Here is a 16,971-nt window from a genome sequence, read left to right as displayed (position 1 = left end):
TGTCGCCGCACTTCTACACGCGGGACGACGAGTTGGAGTACGCAGTCGACGAGCTCGCCGACGTGCTCGAGACCGGCGCATGGGAGAAGCACGCCGGCGTGGAACGCACCGTCTCCTGAACCTGATCGTTGCTCCCGAATCAACTTCCGGTGTTCGCATCCAATCTGCCCGAGCCCGGTCATCGCACGGGGTTGTGGGATTCGCTTTCAGAGATCGAGAGTTCCGCGAATCAGGTGTCGGGATCGGCGAATGATCTTTTGTTTGTCGCTGAGCAATACGTCGCGGGGACGCTTTGCGATGCTGCGGGCCAGGTCCAGTGCCTCGTCCTGCAACGCGTCGGCCGTCACCACCCGAACCGCCAGACCCCGGGTTTCCGCCTCCTTTGCGTCGACGGCGCGTCCCGTGAGTGTCAACTCGCGGGCGAGAGATCCTCCGATCAGATCGTGAAGCAGCCCGTAGGCGACTGTTCCGAAAGCCGCTTCGGGGTGAGAAAAGGATGCAGCTTCGGAAGCGATTCGCAGATCGCACATCAATGCCAGATCACATCCGCCTCCCATCGCGGGACCGTTGACCGCCGCGATCGTCGGGAGTGGAAATTCGATGAGTGCGCGGTGAAATCGGTCGCTCGAAGCCCAGATCCGGTCTGCGAATTCCCGCTCTCCAATGCGTCCAAATTCGCCGAGGTCGAATCCCGCACAGAAGACACTGCCCGCCCCCGTCAGGATCACGACTTTCACCCCGTCCTGGCTAGCCAGTTCAGCCAGCGCGTCGGATATCTCGTCGCGGAGCGCAATGGAGAGTGCGTTCTTTCGTTCGGGGCGGTCGAGGGTCAGTACGGCGACCCCGTCGCCACGATCAGATATCTGGATTTGTTCTGACATGAGTGCTCTCCGTGAAAAGGGGACAGGTTTCAATACGGTAGCGTATGGTACTACACGATGACGAAGCACAACCGAAACGGGAAAGTGGGCGGAGGCGCAGCGAAGCGTCTAGGGGCGCGCGATTGGGAGATCGGAGCGCTGGCGATGATCGGAGAACTGGGGCTCAGGGGTCTCGCGATAGAACCGCTGGCCCGTCGCCTCGGTGTGACGAAAGGAAGTTTCTATTGGCACTTCTCCAGCCCCGAAGAACTACTCGAGGCCAGCCTCGAACGCTGGGAGCGCGTGTTCACGGACAATAAGTACGGCGCACTCGAGAAGAACGCCGATCCCTCCCTGCGCCTGCGCGAACTCCTCGGCGATATTGCATCGGGGGATCCGGCGTTAGGCGTCTTTCTCGCCTTCTCGCTAGAGCGAGATCACGAGCGGGTCGGGCCCGTGCTGCGACGGGTCATGCGGAAACGCATCCGGTTCTTGACCCAGACACTCGAAGATATGGGATTGCCTTCCGCGGTTGCTGCAGATCGGGCCATCATCCTCTACTCCACCTACGTCGGCTTCCTACAAGTCGCTGCGCAACTCTCTCCCCGAGGATTGCCCGCGCGGCGCCGACAAGACCTGGTGGAGCAGGCCTTTCAGTTGGTCGTTCCGGAAACGGGCTCCGACTGAACGGGTGGAATTTGAATTCAGATCAGGCGGTATCCACCGCTCCGTCCAGGTCGAGCCGCGATCAAGCCTCGCGACAGAACTGGGCGATGCTGCCGGCGGTTTCGCGGCTCACGTCCGGGCAGGCAATCGCGAAGATCTCGGTGCCGTGAATCGTGCCGTTGACCTGGCGGCAGCGCGCGGGCACGCCGGATCGCAGTAGTAGCCGGTAGAACTCGATGCCCTCGTCGCGCAGCGGATCGCATTCGTTGACGCTGATGACGGTAGGAACGAGGTTCTTTACGTCGGTCTCGGATGCGAAGCTCGGCCAGGCGAGTGGGTTCTTGCGCTCGAGTTCTTCGATGCCATAGGCCATGGCGCCGCGGTTGTTATGCAGATCGAGAAGCAAGCCGTTGTTGTCGGTCGAGGACGGCAGGTGCTCCTGCGGCCAACTGCCGGCGATATAGGGACAGAGTGCGTACAGCCCGCGGATGTGCCCGAGGTCGTCGTCCTGCTTCAACTTCAAACCGGTAGCGAGCGTCAGATTGCCTCCGCCGCTCTCACCGGCCACGATGATATGCTCGGCATCTACGCCCAGTTCCGTCGCGTTGGCGTGCAGCCACTTCACCCCCGAAACGCAGTCGTTGAGGCCCGCGGGAAATGGCGCAACTTCGGGTGCGGACGACGCAGACAGGCAGTTGCGGAAATCGACCATTGCGACCGCCACTCCCTGGGCCGCGATGATCTTGCCCCAGGCCCGGTACATACCGTCGAAACAGGACATCACCTGCATGCCACCGCCGTGGATATAGTAGACGCAAGGCAGGGGCTCCGAGGACTCCGGCCGGATGAATTGCACCTTGATCGTGTTGCCGTCCGGATCCGAGGTGAACTCGTGCGTGGCAATCGAAAGGCCGGCCGATGGTGCGATCTGCTCGTTGTCCATCAGTTCGAAGCCCGCCACCATCTGCTCGCGCAGGGCGATGGCTTCCGCCGTATTGGCCTCGGCCAGAAGTTCATCACGGCTCCTGGCGTCCGGTTGGCTGGTCGTCGGAAACGCAGCCATGGTGGCCTTGATGCGGGGATCGATGCGGGGATCTTCCTGGAGCTTGCTCATGGCTTTGCCTCACTCGGTATGAATTTGAAGCCATCATACCCTCTCGGGACAGACCAGAGCTTCGGACGACAGATCTAGAATCCTGGGCAGTTTCGTGTACCATTGGCTGACGGACAAATGGGTGCTCTACCGGAGGGAAATGCCGATGAGGCGATCACTCCGCTCGATCGCGAAGCTATTGATTCTGCTTCTGTTTCCCGTCGGCGCATCGGCCGGAACCATTCAGGTCCAATCGCTACACGAGCCCGGGACGAACTTCGTTCACCTGAGCATTCTCCCGAGCCAGGATCTCGTCCACTTCAATCTGCACGTTTCAGGAGCCATCGACTTTGATGCACCGGTGGGTTTCCCAGAAGGCAATCTCCTGCCCCACTGGAGACCGGGGACGGCCATCGCTTTCGGGTCCTTCGCGGGATTGCCGTCCGTACGAAGTGACGTTCCTCCGGGAGTAACCCAATTCGGAGGCGTCTTCGGACTCCATCCCAACCATGAACTCTTCGTCTTCCCGGGGAGGGGTTTCTTGGAAATCCCCATGGCCATCGGTGGTCAGGAGACCTACCTGGGCCGCTTGACCCTGGCACAAGACCCGATGACGGATCCGGACTTCGCCATCTACAGCATTTGCGATCTGGGCTCCCCCCGGTATTGCGGGTTATTCACCGACGGCAGCGATCTCCTCGCCGGGGATTTGATCGGGGACATCAGTGCGCCGCCCGATGGCTGGATCCTGCCGTCATCATTCACCGATCCGAATGAACCCGCGATCACCGAGCCAGATGAACCCGCGATCACCGAGCCAGATGAACCCGCGATCACCGAGCCGGATGAACCCGCGATCCCTGCTTCGCCCTTCCCTGAAATCAACCCACCGCCGACAGCCAACATCTCGCAGCCAATTCCCGAACCGGGTAGCGCCCTGCTGTTCCTGCTAGGCGGAGCGATCGTTCTGGGCGCCGTGGGTCGCAGCTCTAACTGAGACGCGACCGGACTTCGACATCGAGCGCATCGTGCTGCGTTCCTCGGCGTCCGCGATGCCTCACGACTGCGATCATCGCACCTCCCAGCAGTCCGCACAGAGCGAACCCGTGCAACACACTCGGCAAGACGGGCACGGGTATGGAGAACTTCGGGTGGGCGTAGAAGTACTCGACGACTTTGCGCGCGTAGTCCGAGGTCAGGGCGGGGACGTGGCCCCCGGCCTGGATCGTCCAGAGTTCACCCGAACCTCCCGCTGAACATCCATCGGTGTAGCGTGTGACGGTCGTCTCTGAACCTGCGAGTCCCGAGTCGAGATCGAGATTCGCTGCGGACGTATCCGCGGTATTCGTACAACCGTTGTACTGATTCCAGGTCTCGACGCTCTCGACGGCCCCGGGGTAGTCAACCGCCCCACCGACCATCTGCGTGATTGAACCTCCGCCGTACAGGATGATGTCATCCATAGTTCCGTGAATCTGCAATACGTCGACCGGCTCACTCGGACTGCAATCCAGGGGGGCGTCGAACGTCGCACCTGCGAGACTTGCGATCGCGGCGACGATATCGGCGTGATCACAGGCCATGCGGTACGACATGAAGCCGCCATTGGAGTGGCCGGTAATGAAAATCCGCTCGTCGTCGATGTTGTACGTCGCGCGCACGGTGTCGATCAATCCACGGATGTAGGCGGAATCGTCCGGCGTGGCATCGAATAGATCGCAGCAGGCATCGGTGGCGTTCCAGAACCGGTCGGGAAACGAGTCGAGCGTGCCATCCGGATTGATGAACAGAAAGCCGAATTCATCGGCCAGCGCCGAGAATCCCATATAGGCATCCTGGTCGGCCCCATTCGATGTATAGCCGTGAAGCAGAACGATCAGCGGTGCCGGACTATTCGGATCGTAACTGGCGGGAACCACCAGGTTCGAAGGGCGACCGGCATACGTGACGGTTTCGGCCGCGACCGGCAGCGCGATGGGCGCGCACAGAAGCGCACAGGTGATGTACAAACCCAGCCGGGCCCGCAGGGTCGCCGTCACAGTCCTTCCCTCCAGGCCTTATCCCCAGGCCCTTCTCCAGACATCTTTCCAAGAGCGATTGCATCGCCCTCGGGCGAAGCATCGAGGCCAGCCTACACGCGCGGCTGGGGCGAGCCAAGCGAAGACACCCGAGAGCGCCCACGGCTGCTACCATCGCGTTGTACCGAGAATGGCGAAGGAGGAGAGATGAGTCTTCCAGCAGCGACCGATCCGACTCCGGCCCGCTCGCAGAGCGAGAGCACAGCCCCAGCGTCGTTTTCCGAATCCCTCAAGCAAGCCCTGCTGAACCCGACAGCCGGTGGGCTTCTGCGGGTCATGGCCGCTCAGTTCACTCTGCGACCCTCGCTGCGCAAGTACCTGAAGGGCGTGGACGGCTGGATCAATTTCTCTGTCGGGCTGAAGACGAGTTCGGGGAAGGTGACGCAGTCCATCACCTTCAGGGATGGGCGGATCACGGTCAGGGGCAAGATTCCCGAGGATGCAGATATCGTTCTGCACTTCAAAGACGAAACCGCCTTCGTCGAGATGTTCACCCTGCCGCCCAATGAAGCTCTGAACCTGGTACTGAAAAACCGGGTCGCCCTGGATGGCAATCCGAACTATCTACAGCTGTTCAACTTCCTCGTCTCGCTCTTGATGAAGGAAAAGCACGCCAAGACGCTGGCGGAAGAGCAGCGCAAGGACCTGGCTGCGCGACGCGCAGAGTACGGCGAAGGCGATGACTCGCTGTCCGCTGAAATGCGCGCCCGTCCGCAGTACCGCATGCACTGCAATTCGACGGACCATGGAGTCAAAGGGCTCGAAGACCCGTTCCTACCCGAATACGGTCTGAGCGACTTCCCGCGCCTGGCGGGGTTCCTCGAAGATCATCTGACCCACAAGCCCGAGATCTGTGCGGAGCGCGCGAAACTCCTGACTCACTGGTTCCGCGAGCACGGCTTCGAAACGGACAAGAACGAGGGCCAGCTGGCGCCCGAGGTTCGTCAGGGCCGCGCGTTCAAGCACATGATGTCCAAAAAGACGCCGGTCATTCGCAAGAACGATCTGCTCGCGGGAACGACCACCCGAAATGAAATCGCGGGCGCGACGGTCTATCCGGATTCAAATGGCAGTTCGATCTGGGGAGAGCTGTTTTCGATCGACAAGCGGAAGCTGATCCCCTTCGATATTTCGGACGAGACGATCGAGATCCTTCACAAGGACATCCTGCCCTTCTGGGTCAAACGCAACTTCGTCGAATGGGTCAGGGACGAGCGCGACTATCCGGAGTGCCAGGTCATCAACGAACGCTGGGTGGCCTACTTCGTCTGGAAGACGGTCGGCATCTCGCACACGATTCCGGACTTCAAACGGCTTCTGGATGCGGGAACGAGCGGCATTCTGGCCGACGTCGAAGCGCGTCTCGACGACCCCGGACTGGATGAAGTCGGACGCGGGGCCCTGCACGGCATGAAGCTCTGCCTCGAGGGGATCGAAGCCTACGCGGTCAATCTGGCGGCGGAAGCCGGGCGGCAAGCAGAGGCGGAACTCGACCCGGCCCGCAAGACAGAACTGAGCGCGCTATCCGAAATCTGCGCTCGCGTACCCCAACTGCCGCCGAGAACGCTCGACGAAGCTTTCAATTCCCTTTGGATCACCTGGCTCTGCCTGCACAATGAGAACGCGGACACCGGGCTTTCTCTCGGGCGACTGGATCAGCTGCTGCAGCCCTACTTTGAAAGTGACCTGGCGCGCCTCACGACGAGAAAAGAACGCCAGGCCTACATCAAGCACGCGATCGATCTGGCGGGCTGCTTCTTCCTGCGCTGCACCGATCACTTTCCGATGACTCCCGATATCGCGAACTTCTTGTTTGGAGGCTCCGCTTCCAATCAGGCGCTTACCCTGGGCGGCGTGACCCCGGAAGGAGAGAACGGGGTCAACGACATGACCTTCATCTTCCTGAAGGTCACGGAGATGCTGTGCATCCGGGACGTCAACGTCAACGCGCGCTTCAATCTGCAGAAGAACAGCACGGCGTATCTGGACCGTCTGTGTGAGGTCAACTTCATCACCGCCGGTACACCGTCCATGCACAACGACGATGCGATCTTCGCCTCGCTCGCGCCTCACGGTTATCCCGTCGAAGACATCCGCGACTGGTCCGCGACCGGCTGCGTGGAACAGACCCTGTCTGGCAAGCACATGGGACATACCGGTTCGATCTTGATGAATCTGGTCGCCGGGATGGAGATGGCCCTCAACGACGGATACCACCCGTTGATGGACTGGCACCTCGGTCCGAAGACCGGAAACGTCGCCGAGATGTCTTCGTTCGAAGAATTCTTCGAAGCCTATATCACCCAGCAGACGTACCTGATCGACAAGGCCGTCGAGTACAACAATATGCTGGCGAATGTTCATGCTCGCTATCGGCCGACGCCCGTATTGAGCGCCCTCATGGATGGTTGCATCCGCAAGGCCAGGGACGTCACCAGTGGTGGGGCCACCTACAACACGTCTGGTGTTTCGAACATCGGCCTGGCCGATATCACCGACAGTCTGTTGATCATCAAGAAGCTGGTTTTTGACGAAGCAAAGCTCTCCTTCAAGGAACTGAAAGAGGCACTGGATAGCGACTTCGCCCATGCGCCGGGGCTTCAGGCGTTGGTTCAGAACAAGGTCAATCTTTTCGGCTCAGGAGACCAGGCGGGCATCGAGATGGCCAATCGGGTCGCCGGGCGCTTCCACGAAATCTACAACTCCCGTCGCAACCAGCGCGGCGGCAAGTACACGGCGGGCTTCTGGTCGATGTCGCAGCACGTCGCCTACGGGTACCTGTCCGGCGCGCTGCCGTCGGGCAGAAAGGCCGGCAAGGCGTTTACGCCGGGGCTGTCGCCGCAGCCTTTTGCCTCGAAGAACTTCCTCGATAACGTCTGCGACGTCGCCAAGCTGAATCCGGAATTCATGGACAACAACATCGCCTTCAACGTGAAGTTGATTCCGGATGCCAGTGACACTCGCGAAGAGACCATCAATACGATGAGATCCTACGCGAAGACGTATTTCGAACAGGGCGGAATGCAGATCCAGTTCAATGTGGTGACCTCGGAAACCCTGAAGGATGCGATGGTCCATCCGGAGAACTACCGAAACCTCCTGGTCCGGATCTCCGGATACAACGCCTACTTCGTCACCCTGAACCGGGAGATCCAGGTCGAGCTGATCGAGCGCACTGAATTCGGCTTGTGAGCGATACCGCGCTTCTTCTCGAGATCAAGGGGAACGCTTTGGACGACGGACCGGGTATCCGCTCGGTGGTCTTCTTCAAGGGCTGCCTCCTGTCCTGCGCCTGGTGCCACAACCCGGAGAGCATCTCCCGAGAAGTGGAGATCTCATTCGACCGCTCCCAATGTGTCGGTGCGCTGGAGTGCATCAAGTCCTGTCCGGAAACCGCCCTGTCCAGAGACGATCCGGACTTCATCGATCGCGAAAAATGCACGCTGTGCTTCGAGTGCATCCCGGCCTGTCCGTCCGGGGCCCTCTCGCGTGTCGGCGAACCGGCCAGAGTCGACGCGGTCTTCGAAAAGCTGATGAAGTACAAGTCCTTCTACGAGAATTCCGGTGGCGGCGTCACCTTGTCGGGCGGGGAGCCGACGATTCACATGGAATTCGCCTCCGTGCTTCTCGAAAAGCTGCAGGCCGAGGGCGTACACACATTGGTGCAGACGTGCGGGCTGTTTCCCTACGACAGGTTCATGGAACTCCTCTACCCACACGTCGACCTGATCTATTTCGATCTCAAGATCTTTGACCGCGAGGACCACCGAAAACGCTGTGGCGTCGCAAACGATGTGATCCTGGACAATTTCTCCGGGCTTCAGCGGGAATACCACAAAGGCGGAGTGGAGATCCTGGCTCGCACGCCATTGGTCCCGGGAATGACCAGCGATCCCCGCAATCTCGAAAGCCTCGCCGGATTCTTGAGAGACCGGGGAGTTTCCCGCACTCAGCTCATGCACTACAACCCGATCTGGCACGAGAAATGCGAACGCCTGGGCAATCCGGCGATCGCAGATCCCCAGAATCCCTTGCGCAAATGGATGCCTCAGGAAGAACTCGAGAAGTGCGAGGCAGTGTACAGGGCTCACGGCCTGGAACTCGTCTGAAACAGGCTGGCCGCCAGCCGAGGCCCTTTCCCACTGCCCTAACTTGCAAGGGTGCCCCTCCGGAAAGTCTTCGTGCCGGAGTTTCCCGTAGAATCCGCTCGTGAATCACGAAAGACGCGATACCGCCCCGTGAAGCCGGGAATCCTCATCTGCCTGGTCTTGTTCGTCACAACCGTCGCGGTGTATGCGCCGGTGCGGGGCCACGATTTCGTGGAGTACGACGACGGCTCGTACGTCTACCAGAATCGCATCGTACTCGGAGGCTTGAGCGTTGCTGCGATCGGCGATGCGTTCACCAGCATCGAGACCGGAGCCAACTGGCATCCACTGACGGTCGTAGCACACACCGCTGTCCATCAACTCTTCGGCCTGGACGCCGGCCTGCACCATCTGGTCAACGTCGTCATCCACGCACTCAACTGTGTGTTGCTATTTCTTCTGTTCAGGCGGATGAAGGGCACTCTCTGGCCCAGTGCTTTCCTCGCATTCGTCTTCGCCCTGCATCCTCTGCACGTGGAATCGGTGGCCTGGGTGTCCGAACTCAAGGACGTCCTGAGCACGCTCTTCTTCATCCTGGCGATCCTCGCCTATCTGCACTACGCAGAGCGCCCGGGTGTAGGCCGTTACCTCGTAGTGGCGGCCGCCTTCGGCGCGGGCCTGCTAGCCAAACCGATGATCGTGACCCTGCCCTTCGTCCTTCTGCTTCTGGATGGATGGCCGCTGCGACGCTTCGGTCCCGGGTCCAGTTCAGAGACTCCGCTGCGCAGACTCGTCCTGGAGAAACTCCCGTTGCTCGCGTTATCGCTGGCGGACAGCATCGCGACCTATCTTGTCCAGCTCTCGATCGGCGCCGTGCGAACCACGGATGCACTGCCTCTGGCTGCGCGCCTGGCCAATAGCCTGGTGGCCTACGCGGTCTATCTGGGCAAGACGCTCTGGCCGGCCAACCTCTCGGTGCTCTACTACCACGTCGGCGCTCCACCCGTCGCGCAAACTGTTGCCGCGGCGCTTCTACTCGTCGCCATTTCCGCGTACACCGTCAAGAAGGCGGCGGATCACCCGCACCTGTTCGTGGGCTGGTTCTTCTACCTGGGCACACTGGTTCCCGTGATCGGCCTCGTGCAGGTGGGCCAGCAGTCGCTCGCGGACCGCTACATGTACATCCCGATGATCGGCCTGCTGATCATGGTCGGCTGGAGTGTGCCGCAGTCGTGGCTCGCCACGATCGGTCGTCGACGAATTCTGGCAACGGCTGCGATCGCCATCGTGATCGCCTGCGCGAGCGCAACCGCACTCCAGCTTCGACACTGGAGGGATACCCTCACGCTTTTCGAGCAGGCGGCGCGAGTCGACCCGAACAACCCGGTCGCGCAAAACAACGTGGCGTGGATCTACGCGACTCACAGCGATCCCCGGATTCGAAAACCGGCGGAGGCAGTTCGTCGCGCCGAACTCGCCTGTAGACTTACAGGGTACGTTGATCCCTCGAACATCGATACGCTGGCGGCGGCCTACGCTGCAGAGGGTCACTTCGATCGGGCCATTGAAACATCAGAGTCGGGGATCCGTCGTTTCCGCGCCCTGGAGCGCTTCGCCGAAGCAGATCTCGCGAAAGAAGCCCTGGCAAGCTATCGAGTCGGCCGGGCTCTGCACTTGGACCCCTGAAGCGGGAATCGCCGAGGGCCCGAACACCGAACGAGTACGCTCCCAGCGCAGCCCGATTCCCTCTGGCGCTCGAACAACCAGATGGGTTCAATTCGTCGAAAAGGTTCCGCTTGTGGTACACGCAGTGGGCGCCGAATTCCCCATGTGCGCCGAGGCCGTGATCGAGTAGATGAGCGCGACAGGCAAGAGAGACGACCGGCCTCGCTGGGACGTCGCCCTGCGCACCTCGATCGAAGATCGCTTCGAAAACTGGGGCCGCGTATCGGCCACACGGCGCTGGCCAATCATCGGCTCGATGATCGCACTGGCGCTCGTGCTCGGGGCGCAGATGCCGCAGCTCCAGGTCGACACCTCGAGCGAGGCGTTCCTGCGAGACGACGACCCGACTCGCGTCGTATACGCCGCGTTTCGAGAACAGTTTGGCAGCGACCAGCTGATTCTCGTTGCTCTGCGCCCGCCGGAGGTCTTCGATCCCGCGTTTCTCTCGATTCTTCACGAGCTTCACCGCACGATCGAAGACGAGGTCCCATACGTCGACGAGGTCACCAGTCTGATCAATGTGCGCGAGACCCGCGGCAAGGGCGACGAGCTGATCGTGCGCGACCTGCTCGAAGACTGGCCGCTCGATGCCGAAGCTCTGGTCGAGATTCGAAAACGCGCGCTCGCAAACCCCCATTATCGGAACTACATCTTCTCACACGACCAGCGCACGACCACGCTACTGGTCAAACTCGAAACCGACTACGACGAATCGGGGTTCGACGATGCGTTGGGCGGGTTCGAGGACAGCGAAGGCGCCGAACTTCTCAGTTTGACCAGTGAGCAGCAAGCCGAAGCCGCAGCCGCCCTAGGCTCTCTGGTCGAGCGCTTTCGCAGCAGCGACCTCGAGATCCACCTGTCCGGGGGCCCCATCGTGGCGGCACGTCTGGCGGACGAGATGATGAAGAACATGGTGGTCTTCATGAGCTTGTCGCTGACAGCAGTCGCGATATTCCTGTTCGTGCTGTTCCGCCGCGCGTCTGCCGTGATCCTGCCTCTTGTGGTCGTGTTGCTCTCGATCGCGTCGACTTTCGGAGCCATGGCGCTGATCGGGAGGCCTCTGGGAATCCCGACGCAGATCCTGCCATCGTTCCTACTGGCCGTCGGAGTGGGCGGAAGCGTCCATCTGCTGGTGATGTTCTTTCGCGCCTACGACGCAGGCCAGTCCCGCGAGAAAGCTCTCGCCCACGCACTGCAACACTCGGGACTGGCGATCGTCATGACCGCCCTCACGACGGCGGGTGGCCTGATCTCCTTCCTCAGCGCAGAGGTACAGCCTGTCGCCGACCTCGGGATCTTCGCGCCGCTGGGCATTGGACTGGGGCTGACCTACTGCATGATATTGCTCCCCGCCCTGCTGCACGTGATTCCGCTGCGGCGCAGATCCGTCCGCGAGGACGCTCGGGCCGGTTGGATCGAAAATGCGTTGTTGTGGACTGGGGAACGCTGCGTCCGTTATCCAAAGCTCGTACTGGCTTGCATGTCCGCCATCCTGCTCTTCGCAATCGCCGGAATCACGCAGCTCGGGTTCAGCTACGACCCCGTCAGCTGGTTTCCCAAAGACGATCCGCTGCGCATCGCGACCGAGTTCGCGAACGCTGAACTCAGTGGCTCGGTCTCGCTCGAGATCCTGGTCGACGCCCGGGAAGAGAACGGCCTGAAAGAACCCTCACTGCTCCAGCGCATCGACACACTGAGCGAACTCGCAACGCGAATCGAAGGCCCGGGCGGCCTCAACGTGGGAAAGGTCACTTCGATCGTCGAGGTCTCAAAGGAGATCCATCAGGCCCTCAACGAGAACCGTTCCGACTTCTACGCAATTCCCGACAGCCGCGAACTCGTCGCTCAGGAACTTCTGCTATTCGAGAACAGTGGCAGCGACGATCTGGAGATGCTGGTCGATAGCCAGTTCCAGCGCGCGCGCATCACGATGAATCTGCCCTACGCCCCGCCCTCACAGTACCAGCCGTTCATCGCACAGGTGGAAGCCGCGACTCATCAGACGCTCGGAAATGGCGTCGGGATCGAGATCACCGGCTTCGTCAGCTTGATGACGCGCTCGCTGAAGGCAATCTCGGCCAGCCTCCAGAGCAGCTACATGATCGCACTCGCAATCATCACACCGCTGATGTTCCTCCTGCTCGGAACCCTGCGAACCGGCCTGGCGGCAATGGTGCCCAATCTGGCGCCGATCATCCTGATCCTCGGCTTGATGGGCTGGCTCGGGATCGCGCTCGACACCTTCACCCTCTTGATCGGAAGCATCGCGATCGGTCTGGCCGTCGACGATACGATCCACTTCATGCACGTGTTCCGGAAATACTACGATGATCTGCACGACACACAGGCGGCCGTCCGCGAAACCTTGCGCACGACCGGGCACGCGCTGCTCGTGACGTCGATCGTACTGTCGCTCTCGTTCTTCATCTACGCGTTCGCAAGCCTGACCAATCTGGTCAAGTTCGGCTTGTTGACGGGTGTAACCGTCATCTTCGCGTTCATCGCCGATATCACTCTATCGCCCGCGCTGATGGCCCTGAGCACCCGAGGGGATCGCGTCGCGAATCGCCACACACAGGCCACCCGAGAGCCGCGAACCTCCTAGCTTTCCCGCGCGTGGACAGCGGAGGTCAGCCGACATACTCCATGTACACGGACGGGGAGTCCCCCTCTTCCGGTGGGCGAATAGCCGAAGCGAAGCCCAGAGACTCGTAGAGGGTGAGAGCCGGTTTGTTCTCCGCGAACACGTTGAGAGAAACGGCCGACGGCCCACGCGCCAGTGCAGTCTCGAGCAGGTAGGCGGTGATGAGCCTACCCAGTCCGCTACCCCTGCGTTCAGGAGCCGCGATCAGGCGGGCTAGATGAAGCCTGCCCCCCGGTTTCGAGACCAGTTGCCCGAAGGCGACCACGGCATCGCCATCCGTAAGCGTCCACGATTCACAATCCGAGTACTCGATCTGACGCGGAAGCTCAACCAGATCGATTGGGTACGAGACACGAGTGCCGCACCAGAGTCGACACTCCGGCGCAGATCCGATCCAGGACGCGACCACGGACAGGTCGCTCAGCTCTGAATCCCTGATCTCACTCATACCGCACGAAGGCTACCGAACCCTGCATCGAGCGACTCCTTGCTTCTTTTCGCTTGCTTCTTTCCGCCAGAGTCAGTCGCCGTCTCTGGCGCCCGGTGTGGACGCCCTGGGAAAGACGGCAACTTCCATCGTCATGTGGATGTCTTCAGGCTCCATCTCCAGCATTTCGGGCAACGGCTGATCTGTCAAACAGAATCCCAGGCTTTGGTAGAAGTCCACGGTGCCTCGAGTCGGAGTCGCAGTCACGTACAGACTCTCGACTCCATCGTTTCTCGCGTACTCGGTCAGTAGTTGAAAGAGCTGTTGCCCGACACCGCGGCGACGGTACGCCTTGCTGATGAACAAGAGCGCGAGCTGACCCATACGCGGTGCGAGATTCGGCCGATACACGATGAATCCAACAAGTCGCTCTTCGTCGAATGCGCCCCAGAGAACACTGTCTCCTTGCAGGTAGAGGCTCCACTCTTCGAGCATCGCCCGAATGCTATGGGGACCGCTTCCATCCGTCGACCAGCGACCGATGTCCCAGTCGACTTCGACCAGTTCGAGTTCTCCGTCTTTGGAGACATACTTCTGCGTTACGCGCTCGGAGCGGTCGATCTCTGCAATGCTCTGCTTCTCGGAAAACTCCATGCGGCGATAGTGGATCATCAACTCTTCAGCTTTTGTCCCCGTTGGCGATCGACTCGTGTTCACAGTGCGGGGTCCAGCCGGACCGGCACGCGCTTGCTTGCATCCCCGGAGAGCGCAACGATCCAATCAGCCGCGCCGTATTTCTCCGAAAACGCGCGGTTCACGCCCGGGAAGACCGAAGGATCCTCAACGACCACAGCTCTGCGCAGACTGTTCTGTCCCGCTCGTTCCAGTTCGACGTCCGAGTTCGCTACGACCCGCACGAACCAGCCCTTCCCTTTGTGACCGGTACGCACCCACTCCGCTCCGTCGTGGTCCACGACCCATAGGCGGGTCGGTTCCCGAACTCCCTGCGCATTCATCGTGCGCAGGGTCACCACTTCGCCAGACTCGGAAGCGAGAATGACGGCGCCGTAGAATGCAGCCACCGCCAGGCCGATGGAAACCACGAGCCCAAGCAGAATTCTCATGATCCGATCTCCCATGAATTTGGCTACGAATGCTGGACTGGTGAATTCCAGCTCATGTTATGTGCTCGAGCTGCATCGCGCCATGAATATGAGCATCAGACGCGCGAAGACCATCACGGCGGCTATGGCGCGGGCAGAGGAGGCCGTCGATCGCATACCCGGGTGGCCTGTTGGTAGGCGTAGGCGAGTTGCAGCACACCGAAATCATCCCGCTGGCGACCGACGATTTGCACGCCGACCGGCAAGCCCTCGGGTGTGAAGCCGCAGGGAACCGAGATGGCGGGATGTCCCGTCACGGTGACGAAGTAGGCGGACTTCATCCAGTCGATGTAGGTCTCCATCCGCACACCGGCGACCTCTTCTGGGTATGGAACCTCCACGTCAAACGGCGGCACCTGGTTGACCGGCAGGACCAGGAATTCGCGGTCCTGCATGAACAGATGCAAGCGCTGGTAGAGTTCCGTTCGCAGGCGCTCGGCGCGACTCAGGTCGTCTCCGCTGAGCGCCCGACCTTTGGCCACGTTCCACTGGATTGTGTCTTTCAGGATTTCGAGAGCCTCGTCGGGCAAGCCCGCCGTCGCGCTCGCGACTTCCCACGCGCGCAAGGTGTGGAAGGCTTCGTTCGCACCGTTCCAGTCGATCCCTTCGCATTCGACCTTGCAGCCGATCGACGAGAAGCCGCCCAACCCCGTCTCCAGCACCTGCGCCACACGCGAATCGACGGGCAAGCCACCGAAATCGGGATCAAAGGCGATGCGCGTGCCCGTGAAGTCTCTCTCGAGAGTCTCGGCGAAACGCGAGCCCGCAGTGTCCAGTGAAATCGGCACGCGAGGATCAGGCCCGGCCATCGCTGAGAACAACAGCGCCGTGTCTTCGACCGTGCGTCCCATCGGCCCGAGCACCGCGAGCGTCGACCAGCCCATCTGCGCCGGGAAAGCGGGCACGCGTCCAGGGGATGGACGAAAGCCGACGACGTTGCAGAAGTTGGCCGGATTGCGAAGAGATCCCCCCATATCGCTGCCGTCGGCGATCGGCAGCATGCCCGTCGCCAGCGCCACCGCTGCGCCCCCACTACTCCCGCCACACGTCATGGACGGATCCCACGGGTTCCGGGTCGCACCAAACACCTGGTTGAAGGTCTGCGAGCCGGCGCCGAACTCGGGCACGTTGGTCTTGCCAAGCGCGATCGCACCGGCCGCGCGCAGACGCGTGACGATCAGATCGTCCTGCTCGGGCACGTGATTGGCGAGCAGCGGCGAGCCCCTGGTACTGCGGATACCCGCCGTCATCAGCAGATCTTTGTGGGCGATGGGAAGTCCGTGCAAAGGCCCGAGCACTTCGCCTCGCGCCTGCGTCTCGTCGGCCGTGACCGCGGCCGCTATCGCCTGCTCTGGAACCAGCGAAACGATCGCATTCAGTGTTGGATTCACCCGTTCGATGCGCGCCAGATGTGCATCGAGCAATTCGCGCGCCGAGACCTCGCCTCTGCGCACGAGTCCGGCCAGTTCCAGTGCGGTTCGATCACATAGCGATGTGTCAGCCATTTCGCCTCTTGCGCCGTTCGATCTCTACATTGTAGGGCAATGGCGGATTTCCCGAGTAGCGATCCGCCCTTTCCGCAGTCTCTTGCGGCATACTCCGATCTTCTCGGCGCTGCCCGATCGGAACGGTTCCGCTCGGTTGATGCCGACTCACCGAGCGGTTGAATTCATGTTGGACGATCTTGGAAACCTCGGCGACTTCCTGGGTGGGATCGCGGTGATCATCACCATCGGCTACCTCGCCCTGCAGATTCGCCAGAACACGGCGGCACTTCGCGTGGCGAGCCGCCAGCAGATCGTTGAGAGCTACCGCCTCTTCAATCGCCCTTTCATTTCTGATCCCGCTATCTCGAACATCTGGGAACGAGGACTCCGCTCGGTTCCAGATCTCGATGAATCCGACCGGGCGCAGTTTTTTGCGCTTTTCCTGGATCAGGTTTTGCACTTCCAGGGCGCACAAGCTTCGCACGCCTCCGGGGCGCTGGATGACGAGACCTTCAACGCCTATCGGGACCACTTTGCAGGAATACTGGCGAGTCCTGGCGGCGCCGTGTTCTGGAGTCAGGCCCGGGTCTCCTACCCGAGCCACATGGTCGCATCAGTCGAAGAGCGACTGGCTCGGGGCAGCCTTCCCGATCCACTCCCTTTTCTTCCATCTCCGCCGGGTCGCGACCCGACCCCCTAAGTGTCCTGTTCCAGAAGTTCGCTGGCTATCCCGGTGCCCG

Annotated in this window: 14 protein-coding genes; 7 read left to right on the top strand and 7 right to left on the bottom strand. The window is 61.1% G+C overall.

Annotated features, from left to right (window positions below; all coding sequences use genetic code 11):
- Nucleotides 1-206: 206 nt before the first annotated feature.
- Nucleotides 207-881: an enoyl-CoA hydratase/isomerase family protein gene (locus tag GY725_00215; GenBank protein MCP4002593.1), complete on the bottom strand. Its 675-nt coding sequence runs from the start codon at nt 879-881 to the stop codon at nt 207-209.
- 57 nt (nt 882-938) lie between these two features.
- Here GY725_00215 and GY725_00210 point away from each other — a divergent pair, with 57 nt between their 5' ends.
- The gene (locus GY725_00210; GenBank protein MCP4002592.1) at nt 939-1,547 is read left to right on the top strand and encodes a TetR/AcrR family transcriptional regulator; all 609 of its coding nucleotides are present in this window, start codon (nt 939-941) and stop codon (nt 1,545-1,547) included.
- A 61-nt stretch (nt 1,548-1,608) separates the two neighbouring features.
- Here the strand turns inward: GY725_00210 and GY725_00205 are convergent, their stop codons facing one another.
- A complete protein-coding gene (locus tag GY725_00205; GenBank protein MCP4002591.1) occupies nt 1,609-2,640 on the bottom strand; it encodes an alpha/beta hydrolase in 1,032 nt (343 codons plus the stop codon).
- Between the two features lie 145 nt (nt 2,641-2,785).
- On the opposite strand from GY725_00205, the gene GY725_00200 reads away from it, so the two are divergent.
- Nucleotides 2,786-3,616 (top strand): hypothetical protein, encoded by an 831-nt coding sequence (locus GY725_00200; GenBank protein ID MCP4002590.1) that lies wholly within the window; start codon nt 2,786-2,788, stop codon nt 3,614-3,616.
- On the opposite strand, the gene GY725_00195 is transcribed toward GY725_00200, so the two are convergent.
- Nucleotides 3,609-4,658, bottom strand: a complete 1,050-nt coding sequence (locus GY725_00195; protein MCP4002589.1) for a hypothetical protein — start codon at nt 4,656-4,658, stop codon at nt 3,609-3,611. The two genes, GY725_00200 and GY725_00195, sit on opposite strands and share 8 nt — an antisense overlap.
- A gap of 315 nt (nt 4,659-4,973) precedes the next feature.
- Here GY725_00195 and GY725_00190 point away from each other — a divergent pair, with 315 nt between their 5' ends.
- The 4 genes from GY725_00190 to GY725_00175 all read left to right on the top strand — a co-directional run bounded on the left by GY725_00190 (nt 4,974) and on the right by GY725_00175 (nt 13,115).
- The gene (locus GY725_00190; GenBank protein MCP4002588.1) at nt 4,974-7,889 is read left to right on the top strand and encodes a formate acetyltransferase; all 2,916 of its coding nucleotides are present in this window, start codon (nt 4,974-4,976) and stop codon (nt 7,887-7,889) included.
- Nucleotides 7,886-8,806 carry a glycyl-radical enzyme activating protein gene (locus tag GY725_00185; protein ID MCP4002587.1) on the top strand — a complete coding sequence of 307 codons (921 nt, stop codon included), beginning with the start codon at nt 7,886-7,888 and terminating at the stop codon, nt 8,804-8,806. Before GY725_00190 ends, GY725_00185 begins: the two co-directional genes overlap by 4 nt.
- A 129-nt stretch (nt 8,807-8,935) precedes the next feature.
- On the top strand, nt 8,936-10,471 hold the full coding sequence (locus tag GY725_00180; protein ID MCP4002586.1) for a hypothetical protein: 1,536 nt from the start codon (nt 8,936-8,938) through the stop codon (nt 10,469-10,471).
- A 169-nt stretch (nt 10,472-10,640) separates the two neighbouring features.
- The gene (locus tag GY725_00175; protein ID MCP4002585.1) at nt 10,641-13,115 is read left to right on the top strand and encodes an MMPL family transporter; all 2,475 of its coding nucleotides are present in this window, start codon (nt 10,641-10,643) and stop codon (nt 13,113-13,115) included.
- 25 nt (nt 13,116-13,140) lie between these two features.
- On the opposite strand, the gene GY725_00170 is transcribed toward GY725_00175, so the two are convergent.
- The 4 genes from GY725_00170 to GY725_00155 all read right to left on the bottom strand — a co-directional run bounded on the left by GY725_00170 (nt 13,141) and on the right by GY725_00155 (nt 16,249).
- Entirely contained in the window at nt 13,141-13,602 is a 462-nt protein-coding gene (locus GY725_00170; GenBank protein MCP4002584.1) for a GNAT family N-acetyltransferase, read from the bottom strand.
- Nucleotides 13,603-13,674: 72 nt separating this feature from the next.
- Nucleotides 13,675-14,253 carry a GNAT family N-acetyltransferase gene (locus tag GY725_00165; GenBank protein MCP4002583.1) on the bottom strand — a complete coding sequence of 193 codons (579 nt, stop codon included), beginning with the start codon at nt 14,251-14,253 and terminating at the stop codon, nt 13,675-13,677.
- Between the two features lie 41 nt (nt 14,254-14,294).
- Nucleotides 14,295-14,705, bottom strand: coding sequence for a hypothetical protein (locus tag GY725_00160; protein ID MCP4002582.1), 411 nt, complete (start codon nt 14,703-14,705; stop codon nt 14,295-14,297).
- A 122-nt stretch (nt 14,706-14,827) separates the two neighbouring features.
- Nucleotides 14,828-16,249 (bottom strand): amidase, encoded by a 1,422-nt coding sequence (locus GY725_00155; protein ID MCP4002581.1) that lies wholly within the window; start codon nt 16,247-16,249, stop codon nt 14,828-14,830.
- A gap of 166 nt (nt 16,250-16,415) precedes the next feature.
- Between GY725_00155 and GY725_00150 the strand changes: the two genes are divergently transcribed.
- Nucleotides 16,416-16,931 carry a hypothetical protein gene (locus GY725_00150; protein MCP4002580.1) on the top strand — a complete coding sequence of 172 codons (516 nt, stop codon included), beginning with the start codon at nt 16,416-16,418 and terminating at the stop codon, nt 16,929-16,931.
- Nucleotides 16,932-16,971 lie beyond the last annotated feature (40 nt).

The organism is bacterium, assembly GCA_024226335.1.
Taxonomy (GTDB): Bacteria; Myxococcota_A; UBA9160; order SZUA-336; family SZUA-336; genus JAAELY01.
The sequence above is the reverse complement of the archived record's forward strand: the minus strand, read 5'-3'. Positions and strand labels throughout refer to the sequence as shown.